The organism is Streptomyces sp. NPDC058335, from assembly GCF_042723915.1.
Classification (GTDB): domain Bacteria; phylum Actinomycetota; class Actinomycetes; order Streptomycetales; family Streptomycetaceae; genus Streptomyces.
Genome location: NZ_JBHXHX010000014.1, coordinates 77190 through 102493 on the forward strand (window position 1 = coordinate 77190; position 25304 = coordinate 102493).

A 25304-nucleotide genomic window follows, 5' to 3' on the forward strand; every position below is an offset into this window, starting at 1 on the left:
ACCGGCCCCGGTGGGCGCCCCCTCACACCAGCCCCCGCGCCAGGGCGATCGCGCCCTGCACCGGCGGGACGCGCAGCGCCCTGGCCCGTGCCCCCGGCAGGGCCCGCGCGAGTGCCGTGGTGAACGCCTCGTACAGCGCGGGCTGGGCGAGCACCGTGCCGCCCGCGACCACGACGTCGTCCACGGGGACCCCGCGGGCGGCGAGCCGGGCGACGAGTGCGGCGAGCGCCTCGCCCGCCCCGGTGATCACGGTCCCGGCGAGCGCGGAGCCGTCGGCGGCGGCCGCGAAGACGGCGGGGGCGTGCCGGCCCCACTCGGCGGACAGGTCCGCGGCGCCTTCCAGGGCCGCGCCGAGCGCCGGCACCTCGGGCACTTCCAGCGAGTCGAGCAGCCCGAGCGCGAGGCGGTCGGGCCGCTCCCCACGGTCGTGCGCGGCCCATACCGCGCGGGCCGCCTCCCGGACCAGACCGGCTGCGCCGCCCTCGTCGCCGAGGACCGCACCCCAGCCGCCCACCTGGACGGGAGAGCCGTCGGGCAGCCGGCCCACGGCCACCGAGCCGGTGCCGGCGACCAGGCCGACGCCCTTGTCGAGGCCCGCGGCGGGGACGAGGAGTTCGGCGTCGCCCACGATCCGGGCGGGCACGTCGAGGAGGGCGGTGACGGCGGAGCCGATCGCGGCGCCCTGGCGCGGGGTCTCGCAGGCGTGCGCGCCGACGGCGAGGGCGGCGGGGCGAGCGCCGGTGGGCAGTGCGTCACGCACCAGGGCGGCCAGCCAGCCGGCGGCGGCAGCGGGGTCGTGCGGCCGCCAGCCGCCGCTGGCACGGACGTGGTCGGCGATGAGATCGCCCCCCGCGAGCGCGCGGAGGTGCGTCTTGGTGCCGCCCACGTCGATGCCGACCAGCAGGGGGCACGTGGGAGGAGAGTCCTGCACGGATCCTCTTTCGTCGTTGCGCTGGGCTGCGACGGCGGGCGAACCGTGTCCTGGGGACCAGGGGAAACAGGAGGGGGAGGAGGTGAACGAAGCCCCGGGACGGGCCTCTGACGGAGCACGGCAGGCGAGTACCGTGGTGTTCGTTAGGAAGTTAACTAACGAAGTACAGTGCGTCAAGAGTCGTCGCGCACTCGGCCCCGAGCGCGTTTCGGCCGGGCCGGGAACGTGCGGGAAACGCTTGACGCCGGCCCTTCCGTCGCCGTATTCCGCAGAGCTGATCGGCGGAGCCGGTCGCCGCGTGAGTGCGGCCCGTGACCTGAGTGGGGGAACCGTGGAAGACGTCGTGGCAAGAGCCCCCCGCCTGACCGAGAGCGCGGGGGCGGTGTTCGCCGTGCTGGCCGAGGCGGGCAGCGCCACCCGGCCACAGCTCGCGACCATGGCGGGCCTGTCCAAACCGACGGTGTCCTCCGCCGTCGCGGAGCTGGAGGGCGTCCGCCTCGCGGCCCACTCCGGCACCTCCTCCGGCGGGACGGGCCGGTCGGCGGCCGTGTACCGTCTCGGTCCCGCCGCCGGGACCGTACTCGCCGTCGATCTCGGCCCCGCCCTCACCCGGGTGCACGGCTGCGCCCTGGACGGCACGCTGCTCGCCGAGGCCACCGGCTCGCGGGCGGGGGCCGCCGACGTCGTACGGGAGGCGCTCGACGCGCTGCCGGACGATGCCCCGCTGCGGACCATCGTCGTCGCCGTGGGTGACGTCACCGCGCCGGGGGAGCGGGGCCCCGGCGTGCGCCCGGCGACCGCGAAGGCCGGTCCCGTGTTCGACGCCGTGGCCGTCGCGCTGCCGCCCGGCGTGCCGGTCCACCTGGAGAACAACGTGAACTGCGCCGCGCTGGCCGAGCTGCACCAGGGCGCGGCGCGGGGCCGGAACACCTTCGGCTATCTGCGGATCGGCGTGGGCATCGGCCTCGGCATCGTCGTCGGCGGGCGGGTGCTGCGCGGGGCGAACGGCGCGGCCGGAGAGCTGGCCCGGCTGCCCTACCCCTGGGCCGACGGCCGCGAGCCCCGGCACGAGGCCCTGGAGGACTACATGGGCGCCCGTTCCCTGCTGCGCCGCGCCGCCGAGGTCTGGCAGAAGGCCGACGGGCCGTGCCCGCGCACCACGGACCGGCTGCTCGCCCTGGCAGGGAAGGGCAGCGCCCCGGCCCGTGCCGTCCTGGAGCGTCATGCCGTGGACGTGGGCCGGCTCGCCGCCGCCGTGATCGCCGTACTGGATCCGGGGCTGGTCGTGCTGGGCGGCAGCACCGGCGCCGATCCGCGGCTGCTGCCCGGTGTGCGGGCCGAGGTGGAGCGGCTGAGCTGGCCCACCGAGGTGGTCAGCAGCACCGTCGGTGACCTGGGCACCGTCGTCGGCGCGGCCCGGCTCGCGGTGGCCCGGGGAGTCCAAACCGTGACCGAGGCGGCGCGGGCGAAGGATTGACGGCCTCGGACTCGGTCTGCCAATGTCCGGACAAGCGCTTTCTAAGTCGGCCGGGACGTCGACTTGGGGCAGGCGTCCCGCCCGTACCCGAGGTACGGCAGCCGCACGAGGGCGTGCTCGTGTGACGACGGCCATGGCGGCCGGGGATCCGTACCCGTCAGGATGGCGCGGCCGGGCGAGGCCGCTCCACCGGAAGGCGCCATCCAGAACAGCATCCCCGTGCCGCATCGACCGGCCGGGAATTCCGTCACGCACCTCAGGGAGGACCCGGTGGGTCACCACATCTCGCGCAGAACCCTCTTCCGCACCGCGAGCGGTCTCGCCGTAGCCGGCGCGCTCGGCAGCTCGCTCGCGGCCTGCTCCGGCGGTACCGGGGCCGGCAGCACCAGCAGCAAGCTGACCATGACCTGGTGGGGCAGCGACGAGCGTCACGCGGCCTACAAGAAAGCGCTTGCGACGTTCCAGAAGGACAACCCGAAGATCGAGATCCAGCAGACCTACTCCGGGTACGACGGGTACTTCGACAAGTTCAACACCAACGTCGCCGGCGGCAGCGCGCCCGACCTCATGCAGATGGACACCGCGCTCGTCGCCCAGTACGCCCGCAAGGGGGTCCTGGCCCCGCTCGACGAGTACGTCGGCAAGAGCCTCGACCTCACCGGCTTCGCCAAGACGCTCCTGGCGAACGGCACCGTCGACGGCAAGCTGTACGGCGTCCCGTCCGGCATCGGCGTCAACCAGCTCACCGTCAACCGCAGCGGCCTGGAGGCCCTCGGCCTGAAACTGCCCGACCGCGAGTGGACCTGGGCCGACCTCAAGTCGATCGCCCAGGAGGTCTACAAGAAGAGCGGCGGCAAGACCTACGGCGTCGACGACGGCGGCGGCGGTACCCTCCAGTGCTTCGAGATCTTCGCCCGGGAGAAGGGCCAGACCTTCTTCTCCGAGGACGGCAAGAAGGTCGGCTTCACCGCAGACACCCTCCAGGAGTGGTGGGAGTACTGGGCCGAGATGCGCAAGCTGAACGCCGCCCCGCCGCCGGCCATCACCTCCGCCGCGCACAACGACCTCACCAAGAACGCGGTCGTCATCGGCAAGTCGCTGTTCACCTTCGACTCCGGCGTCTACGGCGCGGGCGGCTCGATCACCGACGCGCAGCTGGACTTCCTGCCCACCCCGCAGGGCGACTGGTCGGGGGCCCGCGAGGGCAACTTCGTCAACGGCGGAGTGCTGCTGAGCGCGACGAAGAAGAGCAAGAGGATCGCCGACTCCGTCAAGATCATCTCGTTCATCGCGCAGAACGACAGTGCGATCAAGGACTTCCAGCTGCTGCGCGGCATCCCGCCGACGGACAAGGCCCGCAACCTGATCTCGGCCGGCCTGTCCGAGACGGACAAGCTGAACATGGCGAACGCCGACTACATCTCCCAGCGCGTGGGGAAGGCGACGAACGCGCTGCCCAACCCGGTACCCCCGCCGCAGGGCGCCGACCAGGTCTGGGACCTGCTGTTCCAGTCCAACCTGGCCGTGGCCTTCGGCAAGAAGTCCATCAAGGCGCAGCTCAGCGCGTTCTTCGACCAGGCGGCAGGAATTCTGTCCGCGTAACGCGCGGCGCACGTGGAAACACCGGGAGAGGCCAGGGAGATGAGTATGACCACCGCGAAGACCGACGAGGTCGTGAAGGAGGCGCCGGCTCCGGCGTCCCCGTCCGACCAGCGGGAGCGCGATCGTATGCGGCGCCGCCTCGCCAGAAAGCGGGGCGGAGGCTGGTGGCCGTACGTCTTCCTGGCCCCCTGGTTCGTCGGCCTGTTCGGCCTGACGATCTATCCGATGCTCGATTCGCTGTACCTGTCCTTCACCAACTTCGACCTGCTCACGCCCCCGGAGTGGGTCGGCACGAAGAACTACGAGCACATGTTCGCCGAGGACCCGGTCTTCTGGGACACGGTGCACGCGACGCTCCTGTACGTCGCCGTGTCCGTGCCGCTGAAGCTCGCGCTCGCGCTCGGCGTGGCGATGCTGCTCAACCGGGACCTCAAGGGCATCGGCCTCTACCGGGCCGCCTTCTACCTTCCCTCGCTGCTCGGCGGCGCGGTGGCCGTCGCCATCGTGTGGCGCCAGGTCTTCGGCGGCGACGGTCTGTTCAACGACTTCCTCAGCTGGTTCGGCATCAAGGGCCAGGACTGGATCTCCAGCCCCGACACGGCGATCTACACGCTGATCCTGCTGGCCGTCTGGCAGTTCGGCACCCCGATGGTCATCTTCCTCGCCGGCCTGAAGCAGCTGCCCAGGGACGTGTACGAGGCGGCGGCGATCGACGGCGCCGGCCCGGCCACCCGCTTCTTCAAGATCACCCTGCCGCTGCTGACCCCCATCGTCTTCTTCAACGTCGTCCTCCAGATCATCGACGCGTTCAAGACGTTCACCCCCGCCTTCGTCATCAGCAACGGCACCGGCGGACCGCTCAACTCGACGATGCTGTACTCCCTCTACCTGTACAAGAAGGGCTTCACCGACCTCCAGATGGGATACGCCTCGGCCATGGCCTGGGTGCTGTTCCTGGTCATCGCAGGCTTCACGGCGGTCAACTTCATCGCCAGCCGTTACTGGGTCCACTACGACGACTGACGCCTGACATCCGAGCGAGGAGTCCTTCCCACCATGTCCGCCATCACCCCCAACCCGTCGCCGTTGCAGAAGCTCCGCTCGGCCACCGGCCCCCGCCGCATCTTCATCCACACCGTGCTGATCGGCGTGGCGGTCGTCATGCTGTATCCGCTGCTGTGGATGCTGAGCAGCTCGCTCAAGCCCGACACCGAGATCTTCACCCACCCCGGACTCATCCCGAGCGAACTGCGCCCGGAGAACTACTCCGAGGGCTGGAGCGGCTCCGGCAACTCCTTCTCCCTCTACATCACCAACTCGCTGATCGTCACGATCGGCGCGGTGATCGGCAACGTCATCTCCTGCTCGCTGGCCGCCTACGCCTTCGCGCGCTTCGAGTTCCGCGGCAAGAAGATCTGGTTCGGCCTGATGCTCGGCACGCTGATGCTGCCCACCCAGGCCGTCCTCATCCCGCAGTACACGATCTTCTACAACCTGACCTGGATCAACACCTACCTCCCGCTGATCGTGCCGAAGTTCCTCGCGGTGGACGCCTTCTTCATCTTCCTGATGGTCCAGTTCATCCGCTCCATCCCGCGCGAGCTGGACCACGCGGCCATGATGGACGGCGCCAACCCCTGGCAGATCTACTGGAAGATCATCCTGCCGCTGATGAAGCCGGCCCTGATCACCACCACCATCTTCACCTTCATCTGGACGTACGACGACTTCCTGCACCAGCTCGTCTACCTCCAGCAGAACGACAAGTTCACCGTTCCCCTCGGCCTGACCCTGTTCCTGGACCAGACCAGCGGCTCGTCCTACGGCCCCATGTTCGCCATGTCGACCCTCGCCCTCCTGCCGACCCTCATCTGCTTCCTCATCTTCCAGAAGAGGCTGGTCGAGGGCCTGGCGACCTCCGGCATGAAGGGCTGAGCAGACGTGTACCTCCCGCACCAGCGCGGCCCGCTGCACGACCTCGCGGACACCCCGGAGGCCTACGACGCCGTGCTCGCCGACGTCACCGAACAGGCCCTGGCCCGGCTGACGCCCGAGGGCAGCCTCGAACACCCCGACTGCGTCGACGACATCGGCGACACCTCCCTCGGCATCACCTCCCTGCTGGCCCTGGCCTGGGAGCGCTCCGGGGACCCGCGCCTGCCGGAGGCCGTACGCCGCAGCGTGGACTTCCATCTGCGCGAGCGCGTCTACCGCGAGGACAACCCGGGCTACCCGAACCTGCGCGTCCGCGACTCCGGTCTGCCGTACGCGCGTTACACCCTCGCGCCGGGCGCGCACCCGATCGGGGACTGGCCGAGCACGGTCTGGGCGCTGCTCCAGATCGTCAACGTGACCGAGACCGCGACGAACCTGCTCGACGACGAACTCCGCCACGAGATGCTCCAGGTCGCCCACGGCTACTGGCGCTGGCTGACCGAGGCGACCTTCTTCAACCCGCAGGAGGCCGGCAACCAGGCCATCGGCTGCGTCGTCGGCGGCCTGATGCTGGCCCGCCAACTCCACGGGCCGGACGGCGAGTCCGTGCGCGCACGGGCCATGAGCCTGTACGAGGAGGAGATCCGCGCCCACCGCGTGCGCGACCGCGGCGCCCTCCTGCCCCCCGAGCACGGCGGCGCCTACGACAACAACTACGGCCCGATCTCCCTGTCCTTCCTCGCCCAGGCCCACCGGGTCAGCGGTGAGGAGGTCTTCGCCCGGGACGGCGACGTGCTCGCCCGGTACATCGACGCCCGGCTGACCAACGGCGGCTTCGACAACGGCGGCCCCCGCTACAGCGAGCAGCACTCCGGCTTCGAGTCGGTCCTCGGCCTGCGCTACTTCGGCCACCGGATCGGCTCCGACCTCGGCCGCTACCGGGGCGACAGCCGCTGGGGCCGGCACGCGGTGAAGGCCGACGGCGGCGTCGACGGCCACTTCGCGTGGATGCTGGTCTGGCAGATCCAGGACACCACCCGCTGGCACCGCGAGCCCGCCGGGCGCCCGGCCCGCCACCAACTGCGCGCCGGCACCGTCTCGGTGGCCTTCGACGACCGGATGACCCCCTCGGTGATCGAGGCGTGCGGCACCTACTATCTGCCCGCCGCCGTCAGCCGGCAGCACGGCTTCGGCCCGGTCACCGACGGCTTCCTCCTCTGCCGCCCCATGGGCGAGGTCCGCGTCCGCGACCTCCGCACCGGCGGCCTGACGGCCAAGCTGGTCACCAAGCCCGTCGTCGGCCGCGACCACGTCCTGCGCTCCGTCCGCTCCCTGTACGTCACCGACGGCACCCGGCTGTGGACGACGGTGGCCGTCGAACGCCTCGCCGGCACGCCGTACCTGCTGGCAGGCATGCCGTACGCCGAGGACGACGGCGACCGGGTGCGGCGTACGGCACGCGGCGAGGCCGTCTCGGCCGGCACCCTCCGCCTGACCCATCCGGCGGCCGAGGGCGCGGAGCACTTCGACGCCCGAGCCGAAGTCACCCAGGAACAGGCCGCGTTCGCCCTCGCCGCCGACCCGCGCGGGTACGGCGACCCCGACGGGGGCTGGCGCCACCTGGTCAGTTCGACCGCCCTGGAGGCGGGGCCCGTCCCGGACGCCCCCGAGGACCTGCATGTCTTCGCGGTGCGGTACGGCTCGCCGGACCCGCTGACCGTGTCCGTCACCCGGGACGGGAGCGACCTCGTGATCCGCACGGCCGCCTTCACGGCCGTACTCGGGGACGACGACGCCCACGGGGAACCGGAGTTGACCCTGCGCGCGGCCTGAACGCGCGCGGGTCACCGCCGAGCGTCATCCGCGGCGTGCCGCGCACCGCGTAGGCCGGCAGCCGCGACTCGCCCAGGTACCTCCGCGGGAGGCACAGCCCGAACCGCCGCTCCAGGACGCCCAGGCCGCGGCGGTAACCGGTCCTGTAGTCCTCGTCCTCCGGCGGGAGGTACGTCTTTCCGCCGGGGTCGAGGACTCCGGCCGCGACGAGGTCGGGTGCAGCCGAGGGCGTCGGGGAACTCGTACCGCCCGCTCCAGGACGCCCGCGGCGACGCGGGGGTCATCCGGCCCACCTCCGGTGGCGTCCCACGGCAGGTCCTCGGGGCAGGCCGCCTCGTACCGCAGATCCTGCCGCTCGGCCCTCGGAGTCCGCTCCAACTCCCGCCGGTCCAGCGCCAGTACGGTGATGTCCAAGCCCATCCCGCCACCCTACGGGCCCCGCACCACCAGATCCGCGCGGTCCCGCGTCGCCGCCACCAGGTCGGCATTGCGCTGGTCCGTGCCCCGGACCCAGGCCACCGCCTGCGCGCGCGCCTTGCCGAACTCCTCGTGCCGGGCGACGAGCCGGCGGAGGCGTTCGTCCTCGTCCACCTCGCAGAACCACACCTCGTCCAGCTCGGACCGCACGCGTGCCCACGCACCCGTGCCCAGCAGCAGATAGTTGCCCTCCGTCACCACGAGGCGGGCGGCCGGCGGTACCGGGACGGCGCCCGCGAGGGGCTGTTCCAGATCCCGCTCGAAGCCGGGCGCGTACACGATGTCGTCGCCGTCGGCCTCCTGTCGCAGCCGGCGCAGCAGGGCCGCGTACCCGGCCGCGTCGAAGGTGTCGGGCGCGCCCTTGCGGTCCCGGCGGCCCAGCCGGTCGAGTTCGGCGTCGGCGAGGTGGAAGCCGTCCATCGGCACATGCGCCACCCAGGGCGCCCCGGTGCCGTTCAGCTCCCGCACCAGGTGCTCCGCGAGGGTCGTCTTGCCCGCGCCGGGCGCACCGGCGATGCCGAGGATCGCGCGGCGCCCCCTCCGGGCGAGGGAACGCGCGCGGGGCAGCAGATCGTCGTAGGTCGGCACACAGCAGAGTGTCGCAGTCTTGAAGGGAACCCGGAGGGGACCGGACGGTGAGCGGAGGAGGACCAGGACGTGTCGGAGGACGAGAGGCGGATCCGCGCGCTGATCACGCGCTGGGCCGACGCGGTGCACCGCGGCGACCTGGAGGCCGTCCTCGCCGACCACGCCGAGGACCTGCACCTGTACCACGTGACCCCGCCCCACGAGGGCCTCCGCGGCCTCGCCGCCTACCGGGCGCTCTGGCCGCCGTTCTTCGCGTGGCAGGCGCAGGGCGCACTGTTCGAGATCGACGTCCTCGACGTCGCCTCCGGCCCGGAGGTCGCCTTCGCGCACGCCCTGCTGCGCTGCGGCACGCCCGAGGAACTTGCCGAGCGGCCCACCCTGCGGCTGCGGCTGACGTTCGGCCTGCGCAAGCGGCGCGGCCGCTGGCTGATCACCCACGAGCACCACTCGTTCCCGCACGACTGACGGCACGCCGCGGCCATGTGGCGCGCGCCACCCGGTGGGGATCCCGCGGACGGGGAACGGATCCAGTATGACGACGACGCTCGGTCTCCCGGACACCATCCAGGCCTGCCTCTTCGACCTCGACGGGGTCGTCACCCGGACGGCCGTGGTGCACGCGGCCGCCTGGAAGGAGATGTTCGACGCCTTCCTGCGCGAACGCGACGGCGCGGAGTACCGGCCGTTCGACTCCTCCCACGACTACGACGAGTACGTCGACGGCCGCCCGCGCGCCGACGGCGTCCGCACCTTCCTCGCCTCGCGGGGCATCCACCTGCCCGAGGGCGGGCCCGACGATCCGCCGGACGCGGCGACGGTCCACGGGCTCGGCAACCGCAAGAACGAACTGCTGCTGGCGAAGATCCGCACCGACGGCGTCGAGGCCTACGACAGCACCCTGACCTATCTGCGGGCCGTCCGCGCGCGGGGTCTGCGCACGGCGGTCGTCTCCTCCAGCGCCAACACCCGTGACGTGCTGCGTTCGATCGGTGCCGAAGATCTGTTCGAGGTGCGCGTCGACGGCGTGGTGGCCGCCGAGCGCGGTCTGCCCGGCAAGCCGCACCCCGACACCTTCCTCGCCGCCGCCCGCGACCTCGGCGTCGCACCGGACCGGGCCGCCGTCTTCGAGGACGCGCTGGCCGGCATGGACGCGGGCCGCGCCGGGCACTTCGGGTACGTCGTGGGCGTTGACCGGGTGGGGCAGAGCGACGCCCTGTACGCCCACGGCGCGGACGTCGTCGTCGAAGACCTGGCCGAACTGGGGGAACACGAGTGATCACCGACCGGTCCTACGCCGTCGAGCCCTGGTGCGTGCGCGAGACGCGCCTCAACCTCGACGTCCTCGCCCAGAGCGAGTCGGTGTTCGCCCTGTCCAACGGGCACATCGGCTGGCGCGGCAACCTCGACGAGGGCGAACCCCACGGCCTGCCCGGCACCTACCTCAACGGCGTCCACGAACTGCACCCCCTGCCCTACGCGGAAGCGGGGTACGGCTATCCGGAGTCCGGCCAGACCGTCATCAACGTCACCAACGGCAAGATCCTGCGGCTGCTGGTCGACGACGAGCCGTTCGACCTGCGCTACGGCCGGCTCGTCTCCCACGAACGCGTCCTGGACCTGCGCCGCGGTGTTCTGGAACGCACCTGCGAATGGACCTCGCCGGCCGGCTCGACGGTCCGGGTGCGCTCCACCCGGCTGGTCTCCCTCACCCAGCGCGCCATCGCCGCCATCGCCTACGAGGTGGAGGCCGTCGGCAGCCGCTCCCGCGTCGTCATCCAGTCCGAACTCGTGGCCAACGAGAGCCTGCCCGGCCCCGACGCCGACCCGCGCGCCGCACGCGCGCTGAAGTCGCCGCTGGAACCGGAGGAGGACGTCGCCGTCGGACAGCGGCTGCGGCTCGTGCACCGCACCCGGCGCAGCGGACTGCGCGTCGCCGTAGCCGCCGACCACACCGTCACCGGCCCCGAGCGCACCACCACCGGCAGCGAGAGCAATGTGGACGTGGCCCGTCTCACCGTCACCTCCGTGCTGGAGCCCGGCGAGACGCTCCGGGTGGAGAAGCTGGTCGCGCACGGCTGGTCCGGCGCCCGCTCCCGGCCGGCGATGAGCGACCAGGTGGAAGCGGCCCTGGCGGCGGCCGGACACAGCGGCTGGCAGGGCCTCCTCGACGACCAGCAGGCCTACCTCGACGACTTCTGGGCCGGCGCGGACGTGGAGGTCGACGGCGACGAGGAGATCCAGCAGGCGGTCCGCTTCGCCCTGTTCCACGTCCTCCAGGCCGGCGCCCGCGCCGAGCGGCGCGCCATCCCCGCCAAGGGCCTCACCGGCTCGGGCTACGACGGCCACGCCTTCTGGGACACCGAGACCTTCGTCCTGCCCGTCCTCACCTACACGGCGCCCGGCGCCGTCGCCGAGGCCCTGCGCTGGCGGCAGGGCACCCTGGACGCCGCCCGCGAGCGCGCCGCCCAGCTCGGACTGAGCGGCGCCGCGTTCCCCTGGCGCACCATCGAGGGCTCGGAAGGATCGGCGTACTGGCCGGCCGGCACCGCCGCCTTCCACGTCAACGCGGACATCGCCGACGCCGTCGTCCGCTACGTCGCGGCGACCGGCGACACCGACTTCGAGCGGGACGCGGGCGTCGAACTGCTGGTGGAGACCGCCCGCCTGTGGCGCTCCCTCGGCCACCACGACGCGCACGGCGTCTTCCACATCGACGGTGTCACCGGCCCCGACGAGTACAGCGCGGTCGCCGACGACAACACGTACACCAACCTGATGGCGCGGGCGAACCTGCTGTCCGCCGCCGAGGCGGTCGAGCGGCACCCCGAGGAGGCCGCCCGGCTCGGCGTCGACGAGGAGGAGTCCGCGGCCTGGCGGGACGCCGCCGCGGCCGTGCACATCCCGTACAACGAGGAACTGGGCGTGCACGAACAGCACGCCGGCTTCACCCGCTACCAGCGCTGGGACTTCGACGGCACCCGCCCCGACCAGTACCCCCTGCTGCTGCACTTCCCCTACTTCGACCTCTACCGCAAACAGGTCGTCAAACAGGCCGACCTGGTGCTGGCCATGTACACCTGCGGCGACTTCTTCGACGAGGAGCAGGTCGCCCGCAACTTCGCCTACTACGAGCCGCTCACCGTCCGCGACTCCTCCCTCTCGGCGTGCTGCCAGGCCGTCGTCGCCGCCCAGGCGGGTCATCTGCGGCTGGCCTACGCCTATACGGCCGAGGCCGCCCTGATGGACCTGGCCGACCTGGAGCAGAACACCCGCGACGGACTGCACATCGCCTCGCTGGCCGGTACCTGGATGGCGCTGGTCGCCGGGTTCGGCGGGCTGCGCCGGGACGGCGACCAGACCCTGTACTTCTCGCCCCGCCTGCCGGAGGCCTTCAGCCGCCTCGCCTTCTCCCTCCAGTTCCACGGCCGCCGTCTGCATGTGGAGGTCGGCCCCGACAAGGCCACGTACACCCTGCTGTCCGGGCCGCCGCTGACGATCGGTCACCACGGGACGCCGGTCCACCTCAACGGCGACGGACCCGCGGTGCGGCCCGTCCCGGCCGCACCCGCGCGCCCCGAGCCGGAGCAGCCGAGGCACCGGCACCCCCACGTCCGCTGACCGCCCGCTCACGCAGCTGGCCGTATATCACCCTGCGTGCCCGGCCCGCACGCGTTAGTTTGGCCATGTTTTTCCGCTTACGGGGCAAGGGGTGGACCATGGCCGACGGTATGAACGCCACGCTCGTCGGCGCGCGGAGTGGCGCGCCGACGACCGTGCCAGGCGCGTCCTGGCGGGCGCACGGCTCCTGGCTGCTCGCGGCCGTCGCCGCCGCCTTCACCGTGGCACAACTCGTCCTGGTCGGGCCGGGCCTGGGCCTCGGCTGGGACGAGACGGTGTACGTCAGCCAGATCTCCGCCCAGGCCCCGCCCGCCTTCTTCAGCGCGCCGCGTGCCCGCGGTGTCTCCCTGCTCGTCGCGCCGGTCACCTCCTGGTCGACGTCGACCGAACTGCTGCGCGTCTACCTGGCCGTCCTGTCCGGCCTCGGCCTCTACCTGGCCCTGCGGGTGTGGCGCACCTTCTTCCCGCCCCGCGTCCTGGCCGCCGCGGGCGCCCTCTTCGCGTCCCTGTGGGTGACGCTGTTCTACGGCCCGGCGGCCATGCCCAATTACTGGGTCGCGCTCGGTGCCCTGGTCTGCGTCGGCTGCTTCCTGCGGGTCCGCGCCGACCGGGCCGACCGGGCCGCCCTGTGGGGTGTCGCGGCGGGCTCCGCCCTCATGGCCTGGATGCGCCCCACCGACGCCGTCTGGATCACCCTGCCCCTCCTCGTCCTGCTGGTCCCGGCCCGCAACGTCCGCCTGGCCCTCGCCCTCCTGGCGGGCCTCGCGACCGGCGGCGGCCAGTGGATCATCGAGGCGTACCTCAGCCACGGAGGCCTCGGCGAACGGCTCTCCGAGGCCTCCCGCATCCAGGGCGGCCTCGGCTGGAACCTGGCCTTCGACGACCAGCTGCGCAGCCTGGTGGGCCGGACCCTGTGCCGCCCCTGCACCGCCGAGATGCCCCACCCGGTGATCACGGCCTGGTGGTTCGCGCTGCCGCTGCTGGCCGTCGCGGGCCTCGCGGTGGCGGCCAGGGCCCGCCGCACCACGCCCACGCTGGTGCCCCTGGCCTGCGCCGCGACGGCCGCCGTGCCGTACCTCCTCCTGATCGGCTACGCGGCCCCGCGCTTCCTGCTGCCCGTCTACGCGCTGCTCGCCCTCCCGGTCGCCGACGCGCTGTGCCACCTGGTCACCGCGCCGCGCGGCCGCCTGCGCGCGGCCGCCGCCGCGGTGGTCGCGCTCGGCCTCGCCGGACATCTGGCGGTGCAGTACGTCGTCCTGGACCGCACCGTGGACCGCACCGCCGCCGACCGCCGCGACTGGACCCGCACCGCCGCCGACCTGCACCGGCTCGGCGTACGCCCGCCCTGTCTGCTCACCGGTACGGAGGCCATCCCCGTCGGCTACTACGCCGGCTGCTCCTCGGCCAACCCGCGCGGCCACAACGCCAACATCACCGAGGCGGGCATCCGGCGCACCGCCGGCCGCGTCCCGACCGCCGCCCTCTCCCTGCCGGGCGCCCCGCCGCCGCCGTACGCCCGCGGCTGGCGGACCCATCCGTCCGCCGGATTCGACCTGCACCTCGCGCCGTCACCGCCCGGGGACGGGACGCGATGACGGCCGAGCGGGTCACCGTCGGGGCCGGCCGCGGCAGCGGCACCTACTGGCGGACCGCGCTCAGCCTCGCCGTCCTGGTCGCCGCCGTGTGGCTCGCCCACCGGCACTGGCCCGTCCTGCACACCGGAGCCGTGCGGCTCGCCGGGGCCGACCGGCGCTGGCTGTTCGCCGGGGCGGTGGCGGCGTCCGGGACCTGGCTGTGCGCGGCCGTCGCCCAGCAGGGCTCCGTCGTCCCACGGCTGCCGCCGGGGCCGCTGGTGGCCGTGCAGTTCGCCGCGTCCGCCGCCAACCACCTGCTGCCGGCCGGGCTCGGCGCGGGCGCCGTCAACGTGCGCTTCCTGATGCGCCGCGGACTGACCGCGGGACGCGCGGCGACCGCCGTCGCCGTCAAGGCCACGGCCGGCGCGGTGACGCGCGCCGCCCTCCTCGCCGTGCTCGCCGCGGCCTGTCCGGGCCTGCTGCGGCTCCCGTCGGGCTGGGGCGGCTGGGCCGCCGTCGCGGCCGTGGCCGTCGGCGCGGCCCTGCTGGCGGCCCTCCGGCACCACGCGCGCTGCCGGAGCGCGCTCACGGCCGTATGGGCCGACGTCAAGGCCGTGCACGCCCTTCCGCGACGGGCCGCGGCCCTGTGGGGCGGCTCGCTGGCGTTCGCCGCGCTGCACGCCTGCGCGCTCATCGCCGTCACCCGGGCCGTGGCCCTGCCGTTGCCCGCGCCGGAGGTGGCGCTGCTCTATCTCGCCGCGAGCGGTGCCGCCGCCCTGCTGCCCACACCGGGCGGCATCGGCTCCCTCGACGCGGCCCTCGGACTCGCCCTGGTCACGGCCGGGGCACCGGCCGAGGGGGCCGCCTCCGCCGTGCTCGGCTACCGCCTTCTGACGCTGTGGCTGCCGCTCCTGCCAGGCCTGCTGGTGCTCGGCATCCTGGTGCGGCGCAGGACCCTCTGATCGCCCTCGGGCGTTTCCCGCGCGCCCGCACCTGGTAGGACTCGGACGGGGGCAGCCCGGCGGACGAGGGGGAGTGCCATGACGTGGAACGGCGACGGCGGACGGCTGGGGGCGGAGTTCTTCACTCCCGGCACCGCGTCCTTCACGGAATTCCTGGCGGCCCACCGCCCCGAACTGCTCAGCACCCGCAGCGTCCTCCCCGACGGCGTACGCGCCGCGCCCGGCCAGGTCCCGCACGGCACCACCGTGCTGGCGCTCACCTTCCGCGACGGCGTCCTGATCGCCGGTGACCGCCGGGCCACCATGGGCAACGTGATCGCCCAGCGCGACCTGGAGAAGGTGCACCCGGCCGACGACCACACGGCCGTCGCCTTCGCCGGCACCGTCGGACTCGCGCTCGACCTGGTGAAGCTCTACCAGGTCGAGCTGGCGCACTTCGAGAAGATCGAGGGCACCGCGATGAGCCTCGACGCGAAGGCGCGCCGCCTGGCCGGCATGATCCGCGGGAACCTGGGTCAGGCCATGCAGGGCCTCGCCGTGGTCCCGCTCCTCACGGGGTACGACGCTTCGGCGCCCGAGGGCCGCAGGGGCCGCATCTTCAGCTACGACGTCGTCGGCGGCCTGTACGAGAAGCGGCACTTCCATGCGGAGGGCTCCGGATCGCCGTACGCCGGTGGAGCGTTGAAGAAGCTGTTCCGGCCGGGCATGGACCGGCGCGAGGCCGCGCTGGCCGCCCTTCAGGCGCTGTACGACGCGGCGGACGACGACTCCGCGACCGGCGGCCCGGACCTCAACCGCCGGATCTTCCCCATCGTGTCGGTCATCACCGAGGACGGGTTCGGGCGCCTCCCCGAGTCGGAGACGGCGGCGCTGAGCCACGAGATGGTCGAGCAGCGGCGGAGCCTGCCGGACGGCCCCCGCACGACCCCCTGACCTGGTCTCTCACGTCGTGACGGGCACCTCGGAGGTGCCGCCCAGGCCGTCCGCTTCCACCCGGTGCACACGGGCGGCCGCCGTCCGGCCGATCGTCTCCGTCAGTGTGCCGTCGGTGAACAGGGCGCCTACGCCGTCGTCCAGGGCCCAGCCGCCGGGCAGGGCGCCCGAGGCGACCGCCCGGCGGTAGGAGGGGCGGCGGGCCGGCTCGCTGTCGTAGTGCGGGCAGACCGAACCGGGCAGCAGGCCCAGGCCGTCGGGGAGGTGGGCCGGCGGTCCGAAGGAGTCGCTGTGGGAGCCCTCGGCCCAGCAGTTGGCGCCTGCGCTGATACCGCAGAGCAGGGTGCCACGGCCGTACGCCTCGGTGAGCAGCCGGTCCACCCCGTGTGTGCGCCACACCGCCAGCAGGTTCGCCGTGTTGCCCCCACCCACATAGACGACGTCCTGCTCCAGGAGGAACGCGCGCAGTGAGGCGTCGCCCGCTTCGCGGCGGAACAGACGCAGGACGGACGGCTCGCAGTCGAGCGCGCCGAACGCCGTCAGGAACCGGTCGACGTATCCCTCGGCGTCGCCGCTCGCCGTCGGCACGAAGCAGACCTTCGGTCGCGCGGCGCGGGCGTGCCCGAGCACCCACGCGTCGAGCACTCCGTCGGCGTCGGTGGAGAAACCGCCCCCGAGGAGGGCGATACGGCGTGGGCCGCCGGGCAGGTCGCAAACGTCTGGGTCGGAAAGGGGCATGGCCCATGGTGGCTCGCAGGCCAGGGAGTTGCTCAGGCGCGCGGCCCCCACTGCGCACGCCGGCGCACGATCTGCTGCACCGGATCCCCGGTGTACGACCACGGGGTGCGGGTGAAGCGGCGGCCCAGCATCCGCAGCAGCGGGGCCGCCACCTCCTCCGCGCCCGCCAGACAGGCCGCGTGCGTCAGGTAGTTGACGTCGCGCAGCTCGCCGGGGGCCACCTCGGAACCGGCGCGGCCCATGATCCAGCGTTCCCAGGTGCGGCGGACGTCACCGAGGGCGCCGTCGTGGTTCCAGTGCCGGCCCAGACTCACCGACGTGGCGCTGCCGCCCGCCGTGTCGAGGGCGTGCCGGTACTCCTCCACGCGCGCGTACTGCACCAGCACCGGCAGCGGGCAGCCCGCCGGGGCCGCCCCCGCCGCGTCCCGCGCGAAGTCGTACATCAGGCCGTGCGTGCCGTGCCAGCGCGCCGAGTAGTAGTGCAGCACCTGGAGGTGGCCCTCCATGCTGTGCGGGTCGCGCCGGTGCAACTCGTCCCACCAGCGGGCCAGTTCCTGCCGTCGTACGCCCGACGGGTACAGCCGCGCCACCGAGATCAGCGAGATCCAGGGCGTCGGATCGTCCGGGTGGGCCTCGGCCGCGGCGAGGCAGGCCAGCACCGCGGCGTCCACCCGGTGCTGGCCGATCGGCACGCCCCGGCCCGCCGCGATGGCCACGTTGAACGCGCGGGTGGTCTCGGTGGCCGCGCGCAGCACCAGGGCGTCCGCGCTGTGCGGCTCGGCCGCCAGCCAGGTCTCCACCGTCGAACTGCCCGCGCAGGCCTGTGCGAGCGACCGCACCCGGTGCCCGCGGGCCGTCCGGTCGGGGCCGGTGGCCCGGAGGAGTTCCCGCAGGCCCTGCCAGCGTCCGATGACGATGTCCTGCCGGGCGGAGGAGAGGGCCGTGTCCCCGCAGTCGGGGTCGAAGTCGGGAGCGAAGCGGTCTCGCGCCATGGGGTCCCCCTCTAGAAGTCGGTGGGGAGACCCTCATGGGCGGCGGAGTGCGCGGGCACGGTGCCTCCCGGCACGTAGTCGGCCCGGACGGTCCGTGAGGCGTCCAGCCGCGCCGGCCGGTAGTAGTCACTGCCCTTGCGCCAGTACCAGAGCATCGGCACCAGGCCCACCGCGAGCCCGCCGAGGCCGATCGTGATCGCCGCCGTGCTCAGCTCGCCCAGCGACTCCACGAAGATCCAGAACATGAACAGGGCGCCGCCCAGCGGCCACAGCCCGCCGAAGAGGAAGGCGGCCGGCGACTTCAGCAGCGTCCTGCGGTAGGCGACGACGACCGCGAGCCCGGCCAGGCCGTAGTAGACGGCGATCTGGAGTCCGATCGCCGAGATCGCGTCGGCCAGGATGTCGCCCACCGAACCCAGCGCGTTGGAGGCGACGAACATGCCCAGCGCCACCGCGCCGACCACGGCGATCGCCACCCACGGCGTGTTCCAGGTGCCGTGCACCCGGCCCAGCGCGGCCGGCATCGTCCGGTCGCGGCCCATCGCGAACAGGGAGCGGGTGACCTGGATGAGGGTGGTCTCCAGGGTGGCGACGGTGGACAGCAGCACGGCCACGACCAGCAGCTTGCCGCCCCAGCCGGGCCACACCTCCTCACCGAGCACCGCGAGCACGTTCGCGCCGTTCTCCTCGACCTGGCGCGCGCTGAGGATGACGTTCACCGCGATGGTGAACACCTCGAAGAGGAGGAAGACGATGCCCACCCCGATCAGGCCCGCGAGCCCCGCCGTGCGCCGGCTGTCGCGGGTCTCCTCGCTGAGGTTGCTGGTCACGTCCCAGCCCCAGTAGTAGAACGCGGCCACGAGGGCGCCCGACGCGAACCCCGACACGCCGTCGAACTGGCCGAGACCCAGCCAGGACCAGTCGAAGGCGCGGGCGTGCTCGGTGTGGAAGACCGCGAGGACGGCGAACAGCGCGAGGATCGCCAGCTCCACCCCCGACATGACGAGCTGTGCCCGCACCGTGAGCCGGGCGCCGCCCAGCACCACGCCCAGCATCAGCAGGAACCAGGCGGCGCCCACCACGGTGGACAGCGCCGTGTTGTCGGCCAGGCCCTCGTCGAACAGGGCGAGGGTCATCGATCCGGCCGGCAGCGAACCCGCCACCATGAAGATCGTCGCGGACATCACCAGCGCCCAGCCGCTGACGAAGCCGAGGAACGGGTGGAGCGTGCGCCCCACCCAGGAGTAGCTGGCCCCCGCGTTGACGTCGATCCGGCCGAGATAGCGGAACGCCAGCGCGATGCCCAGCATCGGTATCGCGCAGTACAGCAGCGCCGCCGGACCCGCCACTCCCACCGCTCCGGCCAGGACCGCGGTGGTGGCGGCGATCGAGTACGCGGGTGCGCTGCCCGCGACCGCCATCACCACCGTGTCGAACGTGCCGAGGGCGTTCGCCTGGAGCCCTCTGCCGTTGTTGTTCATGGTCGTGCCGCTTTCCGTCGTGCACACCGACGGGGCGGGGGACGGCCCGGCGGCGTAGAGGGGGTGGGGGGTGGTGCACCGCCGCGCACCGGCGGGGGATGGCCTCGCGGTGCGGGCGGGAGGGGGCGTGGTGGATACCGTCCCACCTGTGCGTCGGGGGCCGGTCACACGGAGTGTGCGAGTGATGATAGCCCCACCGTTTGAGCTTTCAAGATTGACGGATGGGTAACGTCCGTATCCGCTCGTGCGGTTGGCATGTGCCACGGTTGGGGCGCGCGCGACGGGATACGCGGACGGGGACAGAGCAGCCGGAACAGCCCCCCGGGAGGCATCCATGGGTTCGGAGCCCGAGACGACCGCCGACGACGCCTACCAGCCCACCGGCGGCAACGAGGAGCAGGAGGACGCCGCGCCGCTCGACCTCCAGGACGCGCTCGACGAACGGACCTACGACGACATCCTGGACGAGGGCTACTCCCCGCCGGAGAAGCCGCTCGGTGTCACGAAGCACGGCACCACGGCGGGCGAACAGCACGAGGGGGAGACCCTCGACCAGCGCCTGGCGCAGGAGGTCCCGGACGTGTCCGAGCCCGCCGGGGACGGCGTCGGCGATCTTCCGCAGGGGGAGGGTGAACCGGTCGACCCGGAGGCGGGCGAGGAGCGGGCCGGCCGCCTGGTCGCCCCCGACGAGGGCGTGCGTCCGGACGCCACCAAGGAGGAGGTCGCCGAGGACGTCGGCATCGACGGCGGCGCCGCGGGCGCGGAGGAGGCCGCCGTCCACGTGGTGGACGACGACAACCTTCCCTAGGAGCCCGTGAGTCAGTCCCCGATCCGGTCCAACTGCCGCAGTCGGTTGGTGGCGTCCAGGGCGGCGACCTTGTACGACTCGGCGAGCGTCGGGTAGTTGAAGACCGCGTCGACCAGGTAGTCGACGGTGCCGCCGAGGCCCATCACGGACTGGCCGATGTGGATCAGCTCGGTCGCCCCGGAGCCGAAGCAGTGCACCCCCAGCAGGGTGCGGTCCTCGGGGGACACCAGCAGTTTCAGCATGCCGTGCGCGTCGCCGATGATCTGCCCGCGGGCCAGCTCGCGGTAGCGGGCGACGCCCACCTCGAACGGCACCCGGTCCTGGGTGAGCTGGTCCTCGGTCCGGCCGATGAAGCTGATCTCCGGAATGGTGTAGATGCCGATCGGCTGGAGCCGGTGCATCTGCCCCACCGGCTCGCCGCACGCGTGGTAGGCGGCCGCCCGGCCCTGCTCCATCGAGGTCGCGGCCAGTGCCGGGTAGCCGATCACGTCACCGACGGCGTAGATGTGCGGCACCTGCGTGCGGTAGTGCTCGTCCACCGCGATCCGCCCGCGCGCGTCCGCCGCCAGACCGGCCTTCTCCAGCTCCAGTGCGTCGGTCAGGCCCTGCCGGCCCGCGGAGTACATCACCGCGTCCGCGGGGATCTTCTTGCCGCTCTCCAGCACGGTGAGGGTGCCCCGCGGATGCCGCTCGACGGCGGCCACGGTCTCCCCGAAGCGGAAGGTGACCGCGAGGTCGCGCAGGTGGTATTTGAGCGACTCGATGACCTCGACGTCGCACATGTCGAGCATCCCGGCCCGCCGCTCCACCACCGTGACCTTGCTGCCGAGGGCGGCGAACATGCACGCGTACTCCATGCCGATGACCCCGGCGCCCACGATCACCATCGACCGCGGCACCCGCTCGATGGTGAGGACGTTGTCGGAGTCCAGGATCGTCCGGCCGTCGAACTCCACGCTCTCCGGCCGCGCCGGACGGGTGCCGGTGGCGATCACGATGTGCCCGGCGCTCAGCAGCCGCTCCTGGCCGCCCGCCTCCCGCAGGGCGATCGTGTGGTCGTCGACGAACCGGCCGGTGCCGGAGTACAGGGCGACGTGGTTGCGGGACAACTGGCTGCGGATGACGTCGGTCTCCCGGCTCACCACATGCTGGGTGCGCGCGGTCAGGTCGGCGACGGTGATGTCCTCCTTGAGGCGGTAGCTCTGCCCGTAGAGGTCGCGCTGGGTGAGGCCGGTGAGATAGAGCACCGCCTCACGCAGGGTCTTGGAGGGGATGGTGCCGGTGTGGAGGGAGACACCGCCCAGCATGTCGGGGCGGTCGACCACGGCGACGCGGCGGCCGAGCTTGGCCGCGGCGATGGCGGCCTTCTGGCCGCCGGGGCCGGATCCGAGGACGAGCATGTCGAAGTCGGGCACCTCCGGAGTCTGTCAGCCCGGAGGGCACCTCCGAAAGCGAAAGGGTGAACCGGCCACGACCCGCCACCGGTTCGGAACCGGTTCACCCCGGGGTCCAGGAGGTGCACGGGGTGCAGGGGGTCCAGGGGGTCCAGGGGTCCACGAGGTCAGGGAAGCATCTTCTCGATGCTGTCCGGCCCCTCCTCCTCCAGCTTGCGCCGCGCCCACTCGAGGTTGCGCGGGGTGAGGTCCCGGCCGGCGACCAGGACCATGTCCTCGGGCGACACCTCGGTGCCGGTGCGGGTGTGGAGCAGATTGTCCGGGGTGGCGCGCTCGGGGAGCGGCAGGGAGGGATCGGGCTCTGAGATCGACATGGTCACGGCTCCTCGGCTCGGAGGGCTGCTGCGGGCCCGGTGCTGTCATGGGCCCACTAACACCATTCACCATTCATCGGGGGAGCGCACCCTGCATCCCGGGGGCTCCCTGAGAAAGGAGTACCGCTTCGGGCCGGGACGTAACGTCGCCCCGGTCGCCGGGGCGGAGCCCCGGGTCGGGCCGGGACGGGAGGGGACGGCGGGGGGGGCGAGGAACCGGCCCCCGCCCCCCGCCCCTCGGATGACAAGCTGTCCCGCGGTGGGACCGGACGCGGACGACGGAGGCGTGATGGGGTTCGACGGCGAGATCTGGTACGTGCGGCACGGCGAGGAACAGGTCGGCGAGATCGCCATCGACGACGCCGACTTCCCGTGGCTCTCGGGCCGCTTCAGTCCCGGCCCGGCCTACGACGCCGTCGAGCCCCTCTTCACCCGCGAACTCGCCCTCGTGGAGGGCGACCTGGACCGGAACATCGAGGAGTGGGAAACCGTCTACGCCGAGATCGGCAGGCGTGTCGCACTGCACTCGCCCGACGGCCCGGTGGCCGAGTTCCTGCTGCATATCCGGGGCGACCGGGCCTGGTTCCGGTGGAGCGACGAACCGTTCGAAGAAGGCTGACGCGCCCTTGACAGGTTTGCGTCCCCACTCTCCGTGCATTCGGAAGACGTACACGCTTTCCGACGGAGATGGGAGGAACCGTGGGCATCATTGCCTGGATTCTGATAGGCCTGCTCGCCGGGGCCGTTGCGAAGATGCTGCTGCCGGGGAAGGACCCGGGCGGCATCATCATCACCATGCTGATCGGTGTCGCGGGCGGTCTGCTCGGCGGCTGGCTCGGCAAGGTGATCTTCGGGGTGGACTCGATCGACGGCTTCTTCGACCTGTCCACCTGGATCGCCGCGATCATCGGCTCGCTCATCCTGCTGCTCCTCTACCGGGTCGTCACCGGCAACAAGCGCACGCACCGGCACGCCTGACCAGGCAGCGGCCGGAGTGATCTCAGCCGGCGCCGGAGGCCAGCAGGCCCTCGGCCTCGGCGAGGATCTCGGTGACCCGCAGACCGAACGCGGCGTCGCAGGGATGCGGCCGCCCGTCACGGGCCGCGGCGCACAGCGCGTCCGCGGCCCGGACGAGCGCGCTCGCGGCGTCCGCGGCACTCTCCGGGAGACGCGCCACCCCGGCCTCGCCGCGGACCTCCACGCCCGAACCGGACGCCGCCGACGGGGCCGTCAGGCTGAGCGTCAGCGTGCTGGAGGCACCGTCGGCATGGTCCAGGACCAGGTGCACGGTGTCGCCGGGTCCCGCCGCCGCGGCAGCCACCCGGCGGACGTCGCCGAGGACCGGCAGCAGCACGGACAGGGCGTGCGGGCCGACGTCCCACAGGGCGCCCTTCTCCCGCCGCCACGGCGTGGCGAACGGATGGTCCTCACCCGTGAACACCGACCCCAGCCACTGCGCGTGACCCGTGAACCAGCCGCCGGCCTCCGCCTGTTCGGCGATCCACGCCTCGGGCTCGGGGAGGAAACGGGTGGTGAAGAAGACCACTGACGCGACCCGCGCCTCCGTCACGGCGCGCACCACGTCACGCGCCCCCGCCACCGTCGCGGCGAGGGGCTTGTCCAGCAGCAGATGACGACCGGCCCCGGCGGCCCGGACCGCGAGGTCCGCCTGCACGTCCGGCGGTACGGCCACCGCCACCGCGTCCACCTCCGCGAGCAGTTCGTCCACGTCGTCGAAGGCCCGGGTGCCGTGACGGTCCGCCAGTTCCTTCGCGGCGGCGGGGCGCCTGCCCCACACCCCGACGAAGTCGAGACCCTCGTGTGCGGCCAGGACGGGCGCGTGGACCATCTGCGCCCAGGGGCCGGTGCCGAACAGACCGATACGCATGTCGCTGACTCTCCCTGCTGCCGGTCGGGTGACGTGGGGCGCCGGGGCGCCGTCCGTGGCGAGCCTCGCACACGAACGGCGCCGAGGTGCACCCCCGGGCGCTCGTTCCAGCCGGTGGAGGCCGGTGAAGGCGGCCGGAAGCCGGTCAGGCGGCCCGGGGCTCGGCGCCGGCCTCGTCGGCTTCCGGTTCCGGGCCCTCGGAGGTGCCCCGGACCAGGCGCAGATGCCTCCTGCGCCCGGCATGCCGCCGCCGGGCTCGGGCGGGGGCGGCGGGGGAGAGCAAACGGTCCTCCACGCGGTCCATGACCACCAGCAGGACGGACAACATCGGCAGCAGCAGTACGGCGACCCACAGCACGGCGGTTCTCCTCGTCCGGCGACCCGGTCCGGGTGCACCGAATTGCGCCGTTGATGCCGGGAATCACAGGAGAGAACGCCCTCAGGGAGGCGGCACCCGCCCCGGCGCGTCCGCCGTGGTGAGCGCCTGCGCGCGGGACCGCTCCGCACGAGACCGGTGACATTGCCGGTCCCCCGGCGGTGGCCGCGCCCCGACAGTGGCACGGCCAGCCCGTCCACGGGCCCGCCCGGCCGGGCGGGCCGTCACGACAGAGAGGACGACTCGTCGTGCAGCAACAAGCGCGTACCGGTGCCGCCCACCGGGTGCCCACCGGTTCCCCCCACCGCCGATTCGCCCGGTTCGCCGGCCTGGCGACGGCGATCGCCGCGGTCGTCGGCCTCACCACCCTCAACGGGGCCGGGGCACAGGCCGCGGACAACCCCTACGAGCGCGGACCGGCGCCGACCACCTCGAGCATCGAGGCGGCCAGGGGCCCGTACGCCGTCTCGCAGACCTCCGTCTCCTCCCTCGCCGTCACCGGCTTCGGCGGGGGCACGATCTACTACCCGACCAGCACCGCCGACGGCACCTTCGGAGCGGTCGCCGTCTCGCCCGGCTACACCGGCACCCAGTCGACCATGGCCTGGCTGGGCCCGCGGCTGGCCTCGCAGGGCTTCGTCGTCTTCACCATCGACACGAACACCACGCTCGACCAGCCCGACTCGCGCGGACGGCAGTTGCTCGCCGCCCTGGACTACCTCACCGAGCGCAGCTCGGTCCGGGGCCGTGTCGACAGCACCCGGCTCGGCGTGATGGGCCACTCGATGGGCGGCGGCGGCAGCCTCGAGGCCGCCAAGACCCGGCCCTCCCTCCAGGCGGCGATCCCGCTGACGCCGTGGAACACCGACAAGACCTGGCCGGAGATCAGCACACCCACCCTGATCTTCGGCGCCGACGGCGACACCATCGCCTCCGTGACGAGCCACGCCGAGCCCTTCTACTCCTCCCTGCCGTCCTCCCTGGACCGCGCCTATCTGGAGCTGAACGGCGCCTCGCACCTCACTCCGATCTCCTCGAACACGACCATCGCGAAGTACAGCATTTCGTGGCTGAAGCGGTTCATCGACAACGACACCCGCTACGAGCAGTTCCTGTGCCCGCTGCCGCGCCCGAGCACGACCATCGAGGAGTACCGGGGCAACTGCCCGCACACCTCCTGACGCCTCACACGGCACATCACGCACCCCACGCCCCACGACACCGGCGGCGGGCGGGCCCCCCCCCGCGCCCCCCCCCCCCGCTTTTCCCCCCAACGCCGCGCCCCCGGGGGGCTGGGGGAACCCCCAAACCCACCACACCCCC

The 25304-nt window shown here is 72.8% G+C and carries 24 protein-coding genes; 15 read left to right on the forward strand and 9 right to left on the reverse strand.

Going from position 1 to position 25304, the window contains the following annotated elements; all coding sequences use genetic code 11:
• Positions 1 to 22: 22 nt before the first annotated feature.
• Positions 23 to 931 (reverse strand): BadF/BadG/BcrA/BcrD ATPase family protein, encoded by a 909-nt coding sequence (locus tag ACFWJX_RS26395; RefSeq protein WP_383247902.1) that lies wholly within the window; start codon positions 929 to 931, stop codon positions 23 to 25.
• A 343-nt stretch (positions 932 to 1274) separates the two neighbouring features.
• On the opposite strand from ACFWJX_RS26395, the gene ACFWJX_RS26400 reads away from it, so the two are divergent.
• From ACFWJX_RS26400 to ACFWJX_RS26420, 5 genes are all read left to right on the forward strand, one after another.
• Entirely contained in the window at positions 1275 to 2408 is a 1134-nt protein-coding gene (locus ACFWJX_RS26400; protein WP_383247905.1) for an ROK family protein, read from the forward strand.
• A 270-nt stretch (positions 2409 to 2678) separates the two neighbouring features.
• Positions 2679 to 4010 carry an ABC transporter substrate-binding protein gene (locus ACFWJX_RS26405; protein WP_383247908.1) on the forward strand — a complete coding sequence of 444 codons (1332 nt, stop codon included), beginning with the start codon at positions 2679 to 2681 and terminating at the stop codon, positions 4008 to 4010.
• A gap of 45 nt (positions 4011 to 4055) precedes the next feature.
• Positions 4056 to 5033 (forward strand): carbohydrate ABC transporter permease, encoded by a 978-nt coding sequence (locus ACFWJX_RS26410; protein WP_383247911.1) that lies wholly within the window; start codon positions 4056 to 4058, stop codon positions 5031 to 5033.
• Between the two features lie 33 nt (positions 5034 to 5066).
• Positions 5067 to 5945, forward strand: coding sequence for a carbohydrate ABC transporter permease (locus tag ACFWJX_RS26415; RefSeq protein ID WP_383247914.1), 879 nt, complete (start codon positions 5067 to 5069; stop codon positions 5943 to 5945).
• A gap of 6 nt (positions 5946 to 5951) precedes the next feature.
• A complete protein-coding gene (locus ACFWJX_RS26420; RefSeq protein WP_383247916.1) occupies positions 5952 to 7778 on the forward strand; it encodes a hypothetical protein in 1827 nt (608 codons plus the stop codon).
• A gap of 429 nt (positions 7779 to 8207) precedes the next feature.
• Here ACFWJX_RS26420 and ACFWJX_RS26425 read toward each other — a convergent pair whose 3' ends face one another.
• Entirely contained in the window at positions 8208 to 8843 is a 636-nt protein-coding gene (locus ACFWJX_RS26425) for a nucleoside/nucleotide kinase family protein (RefSeq protein ID WP_383247919.1), read from the reverse strand.
• A gap of 69 nt (positions 8844 to 8912) precedes the next feature.
• Between ACFWJX_RS26425 and ACFWJX_RS26430 the strand changes: the two genes are divergently transcribed.
• The 6 genes from ACFWJX_RS26430 to prcB all read left to right on the forward strand — a co-directional run bounded on the left by ACFWJX_RS26430 (position 8913) and on the right by prcB (position 15930).
• The gene (locus ACFWJX_RS26430) at positions 8913 to 9308 is read left to right on the forward strand and encodes a nuclear transport factor 2 family protein (protein WP_073496557.1); all 396 of its coding nucleotides are present in this window, start codon (positions 8913 to 8915) and stop codon (positions 9306 to 9308) included.
• Positions 9309 to 9375: 67 nt separating this feature from the next.
• Entirely contained in the window at positions 9376 to 10119 is a 744-nt protein-coding gene (locus ACFWJX_RS26435; RefSeq protein WP_383247923.1) for a beta-phosphoglucomutase family hydrolase, read from the forward strand.
• On the forward strand, positions 10116 to 12461 hold the full coding sequence (locus ACFWJX_RS26440) for a glycoside hydrolase family 65 protein (RefSeq protein WP_383247926.1): 2346 nt from the start codon (positions 10116 to 10118) through the stop codon (positions 12459 to 12461). Before ACFWJX_RS26435 ends, ACFWJX_RS26440 begins: the two co-directional genes overlap by 4 nt.
• A gap of 98 nt (positions 12462 to 12559) precedes the next feature.
• On the forward strand, positions 12560 to 14056 hold the full coding sequence (locus ACFWJX_RS26445) for a hypothetical protein (protein WP_383247929.1): 1497 nt from the start codon (positions 12560 to 12562) through the stop codon (positions 14054 to 14056).
• On the forward strand, positions 14053 to 14997 hold the full coding sequence (locus ACFWJX_RS26450; protein WP_383247932.1) for a lysylphosphatidylglycerol synthase domain-containing protein: 945 nt from the start codon (positions 14053 to 14055) through the stop codon (positions 14995 to 14997). The genes ACFWJX_RS26445 and ACFWJX_RS26450 overlap by 4 nt, the downstream gene beginning before the upstream one ends.
• A 78-nt stretch (positions 14998 to 15075) precedes the next feature.
• Positions 15076 to 15930: a proteasome subunit beta gene (prcB, locus tag ACFWJX_RS26455; protein WP_383247935.1), complete on the forward strand. Its 855-nt coding sequence runs from the start codon at positions 15076 to 15078 to the stop codon at positions 15928 to 15930.
• A 9-nt stretch (positions 15931 to 15939) separates the two neighbouring features.
• Here the strand turns inward: prcB and ACFWJX_RS26460 are convergent, their stop codons facing one another.
• From ACFWJX_RS26460 to ACFWJX_RS26470, 3 genes are read right to left on the reverse strand one after another with little or no spacing between them, the layout of a single operon-like run.
• Positions 15940 to 16668, reverse strand: coding sequence for a Type 1 glutamine amidotransferase-like domain-containing protein (locus ACFWJX_RS26460; protein ID WP_383247938.1), 729 nt, complete (start codon positions 16666 to 16668; stop codon positions 15940 to 15942).
• 32 nt (positions 16669 to 16700) lie between these two features.
• Positions 16701 to 17660 (reverse strand): hypothetical protein, encoded by a 960-nt coding sequence (locus tag ACFWJX_RS26465; RefSeq protein ID WP_383247941.1) that lies wholly within the window; start codon positions 17658 to 17660, stop codon positions 16701 to 16703.
• Between the two features lie 11 nt (positions 17661 to 17671).
• Entirely contained in the window at positions 17672 to 19141 is a 1470-nt protein-coding gene (locus ACFWJX_RS26470) for an APC family permease (RefSeq protein WP_383247944.1), read from the reverse strand.
• Between the two features lie 334 nt (positions 19142 to 19475).
• Between ACFWJX_RS26470 and ACFWJX_RS26475 the strand changes: the two genes are divergently transcribed.
• Entirely contained in the window at positions 19476 to 19949 is a 474-nt protein-coding gene (locus tag ACFWJX_RS26475) for a DUF5709 domain-containing protein (protein ID WP_383247947.1), read from the forward strand.
• A gap of 11 nt (positions 19950 to 19960) precedes the next feature.
• Here ACFWJX_RS26475 and sthA read toward each other — a convergent pair whose 3' ends face one another.
• Together sthA and ACFWJX_RS26485 are read right to left on the reverse strand one after the other, a co-directional pair.
• Positions 19961 to 21364, reverse strand: coding sequence for a Si-specific NAD(P)(+) transhydrogenase (gene sthA / locus ACFWJX_RS26480; RefSeq protein WP_383247950.1), 1404 nt, complete (start codon positions 21362 to 21364; stop codon positions 19961 to 19963).
• 146 nt (positions 21365 to 21510) lie between these two features.
• A complete protein-coding gene (locus ACFWJX_RS26485) occupies positions 21511 to 21717 on the reverse strand; it encodes a hypothetical protein (protein ID WP_383247952.1) in 207 nt (68 codons plus the stop codon).
• Between the two features lie 289 nt (positions 21718 to 22006).
• On the opposite strand from ACFWJX_RS26485, the gene ACFWJX_RS26490 reads away from it, so the two are divergent.
• Together ACFWJX_RS26490 and ACFWJX_RS26495 are read left to right on the forward strand one after the other, a co-directional pair.
• A complete protein-coding gene (locus ACFWJX_RS26490; RefSeq protein WP_383247955.1) occupies positions 22007 to 22336 on the forward strand; it encodes a hypothetical protein in 330 nt (109 codons plus the stop codon).
• Positions 22337 to 22416: 80 nt separating this feature from the next.
• Positions 22417 to 22695, forward strand: a complete 279-nt coding sequence (locus ACFWJX_RS26495; RefSeq protein WP_383247958.1) for a GlsB/YeaQ/YmgE family stress response membrane protein — start codon at positions 22417 to 22419, stop codon at positions 22693 to 22695.
• Between the two features lie 22 nt (positions 22696 to 22717).
• Here the strand turns inward: ACFWJX_RS26495 and ACFWJX_RS26500 are convergent, their stop codons facing one another.
• Positions 22718 to 23605, reverse strand: coding sequence for a Gfo/Idh/MocA family protein (locus ACFWJX_RS26500; RefSeq protein ID WP_383247961.1), 888 nt, complete (start codon positions 23603 to 23605; stop codon positions 22718 to 22720).
• A 145-nt stretch (positions 23606 to 23750) separates the two neighbouring features.
• Positions 23751 to 23963: a hypothetical protein gene (locus ACFWJX_RS26505; protein ID WP_383247963.1), complete on the reverse strand. Its 213-nt coding sequence runs from the start codon at positions 23961 to 23963 to the stop codon at positions 23751 to 23753.
• 266 nt (positions 23964 to 24229) lie between these two features.
• Here ACFWJX_RS26505 and ACFWJX_RS26510 point away from each other — a divergent pair, with 266 nt between their 5' ends.
• Complete coding sequence (locus ACFWJX_RS26510) at positions 24230 to 25162, forward strand: dienelactone hydrolase family protein (protein ID WP_383247966.1); 933 nt, start codon at positions 24230 to 24232, stop codon at positions 25160 to 25162.
• Positions 25163 to 25304 lie beyond the last annotated feature (142 nt).